At 70.4% G+C, this 2,365-nt stretch carries 4 protein-coding genes and 1 pseudogene; 2 read left to right on the top strand and 3 right to left on the bottom strand.

The features are described 5' to 3' along the window. Both R6V09_RS51070 and R6V09_RS51075 read right to left on the bottom strand, forming a co-directional pair. A pseudogene (locus R6V09_RS51070) lies at positions 1 to 180 on the bottom strand (EamA family transporter); the annotation flags it as partial. 111 nt (positions 181 to 291) lie between these two features. Further along, positions 292 to 843 (bottom strand): Clp protease N-terminal domain-containing protein, encoded by a 552-nt coding sequence (locus tag R6V09_RS51075; protein WP_317888240.1) that lies wholly within the window; start codon positions 841 to 843, stop codon positions 292 to 294. Positions 844 to 1,062: 219 nt separating this feature from the next. On the opposite strand from R6V09_RS51075, the gene R6V09_RS51080 reads away from it, so the two are divergent. Together R6V09_RS51080 and R6V09_RS51085 are read left to right on the top strand one after the other, a co-directional pair. Next, positions 1,063 to 1,230, top strand: coding sequence for a hypothetical protein (locus tag R6V09_RS51080; RefSeq protein WP_317888241.1), 168 nt, complete (start codon positions 1,063 to 1,065; stop codon positions 1,228 to 1,230). A 125-nt stretch (positions 1,231 to 1,355) separates the two neighbouring features. Then, a complete protein-coding gene (locus tag R6V09_RS51085; RefSeq protein WP_317888242.1) occupies positions 1,356 to 1,784 on the top strand; it encodes a type II toxin-antitoxin system Rv0910 family toxin in 429 nt (142 codons plus the stop codon). Between the two features lie 105 nt (positions 1,785 to 1,889). Here R6V09_RS51085 and R6V09_RS51090 read toward each other — a convergent pair. Next, on the bottom strand, positions 1,890 to 2,365 hold a 476-nt coding region (locus R6V09_RS51090), incomplete at its 5' end, for a PadR family transcriptional regulator (protein WP_317888243.1).

Here is a 2,365-nt window from a genome sequence, read left to right on the forward strand (position 1 = left end):
CACCAGGTCGGCGCCGGCCACCCGCAGCCACACCACGTGCAGCGGGTCGAGGCCCGCCTCGATCAGCGGTTTGGCCGCGACTCCGGATCCCCCGAAGGCCAGCGCGGACCCGAGCGCCAGACCGAGCCCGACACCTTTCGCACCACCGGCGGCACTGCTCTCAGACGTATGCACGGCCACATGATGACAGGCGATGACATGAGCGTCACCCCTGTTGACACCTGTCTCAGCGCGTGGACGGCTCAGGGGGCGGCAGCGTGCGAACGGCCTCCGGGGCGGTCACCGGCTCGCTCAGCAGCCCGTTTCCCCGCCCGCGGCGTACTCCCCCGGCCGGCTCTCGATCCACACCAGCACCTCGGGGGACTCGATGCCCGCGCGGTGGAGGACCTCGACGGCGCGGGCCTCGGGGTCCGCGACGAGCGCGGCGAGGAGGTCGATGCCGCCGGCCAGGTCGCCGTCACGGAGTCCGGCGCGCTCGCAGGCGTACTCCAGAGCGCCCGCGGCCAGCGGCGACCAGCCCTCCGCCGCCGGGATCACGGGGATCGCCCCGGAGTCCTCGACGCTGCCCTGCCAGCGCAGGCCGTAGCCGATACTGCGCTGCACGAGGTAGCCGAGCAGTCTGGCGATCTGGGGGCCGTCGCCGAAGACGGCACGCGCCTCGGGGTCCGACTCCAGGAGGCTGTGCAGCAGATGGGCCGTGTCGATCTGCCGGTCCCCGTCCCGCAGGGCCCGGCGGCGGGCACCCGCCACCACCGCTGCCAGCTCTGCACTGAGCCTGGCATCGCTGTCCGCGCGGTGGATGCCTTGCTCGCGGTTCGACTGCCTGGGAATACGGGGTTGCACTCTCCTACCCCATCAGTCCCCCGCATTGAGGGCATCCCCGGAGGGGAGCATTTCGGCATCCCACACAGAGTGGACTCCGGGCGACGGGATCTCCTCCTTACGGATGAGATCACGCGCTTCATCCCCAAGAGGCGCGCGCCTCCTTGCCACGCGCCCCATGCGCAACCGCGCCGCACCCGGCGTACGTCTTTCGCGAACATGGAGAGCAGGTGCTGGCTGGTGGCATTGCCGGCGGTCGACGGCAGGCAGTACGTGTACCGGGTGTACGCCCCGGAGGACGCGCTGCCCGCCGACCTGTTCTGGGACGCGTGGCACTGCCACGACGAGAGCGCCCACCCGCGCGCGTGGGACCTGTTCGACGCGGCGGTGATACAGCGCGTGGGCTGACCCCGGGCAGGCGGACGTACACAATTCCTGACGGTTCATCAGTATTGAATGTTGCGCGCCCTGCGGCTACGTTCCGCGACACCGTAGCCCGACAGCACCGTAGCCCGACAGGAAGAGGTGGTCGTATGGCCGAAATCAGCGCGGAGGCACGCATCGAGGCCCCGGCCGAGAAGGTGTGGACCCAGCTCACGGACTGGTCCGCGTACGGCGAGTGGAACACGACCCACACCAACTTCCCCAAGGGCGGCCCCGAGACCCTCGAAGTGGGCGCGACCTTCCAGGAGAACATGAAGCTGATGGGCTTCCCGGCGGAGGTCGAGTGGACCGTCGAGGAGGCGGAACCGGCCCGTGTGCTGGCCATCCGCGGCAAGGGCCCGATGGCCGTGAACGTCTTCACGCGCTACACGCTCACGCCCGACGGCGACGCCACGACGGTCCGTATCGACGGCGAGTTCACGGGTGCGGCGGTGACGTTGATGGCGGGCAAGCTGAAGGACTCGGGGACGGCCGCCCTGAACGAAACGCTGCGCAAGCTGGGCGGGCTGGTGGCCTGAGGAAGGCGCCGGGGCACCGCAGGAACGGGAACGCGCACAGGGAAGGCGCCCCACGGAACTCCCGTGGGGCGCCTTGACCTGCCACCCTTTCCGACCCCGAGGACATCAGTCCTCGTCGGCCAGGATCAGGTACAGCTTCTTGCGGGCGTCGTTGATGACGGTCAGCGCCTTCTCGCGCTGCTCCTTGCTGCCGGTCTTCCAGACCTGACCGAAGGCCTCCATCAGACCGAAGCCGGCCTGGCGGATCTCACTGAGGGCCTCCCAGTCGACACCTCGGGAAGCCTCTTCCCAGGGGGCGTCCGGGCCCTCTTCGGCCGCGGTACGGCCGGCGTCGGTGAGCGAGAACAGCTTCTTGCCGCCCTCCGTCGCACTGACGATCAGGCCCTCGTCCTCCAGCAGCTGCAGGGTCGGGTAGACCGAGCCGGGGCTCGGCTTCCACGCGCCGCCGCTGCGCTCGGCGATCTCCTGGATCATCTCGTAGCCGTGCATCGGCCGGTCCTTGAGGAGGGCCAGGATCGACGCGCGTACGTCGCCGCGCCGCGCCCTGCCGCCCCTCGGGCCGCCGCGCCCTCGTCCGCCCC

Source organism: Streptomyces sp. W16 (assembly GCF_033194735.1).
Classification (GTDB): domain Bacteria; phylum Actinomycetota; class Actinomycetes; order Streptomycetales; family Streptomycetaceae; genus Streptomyces.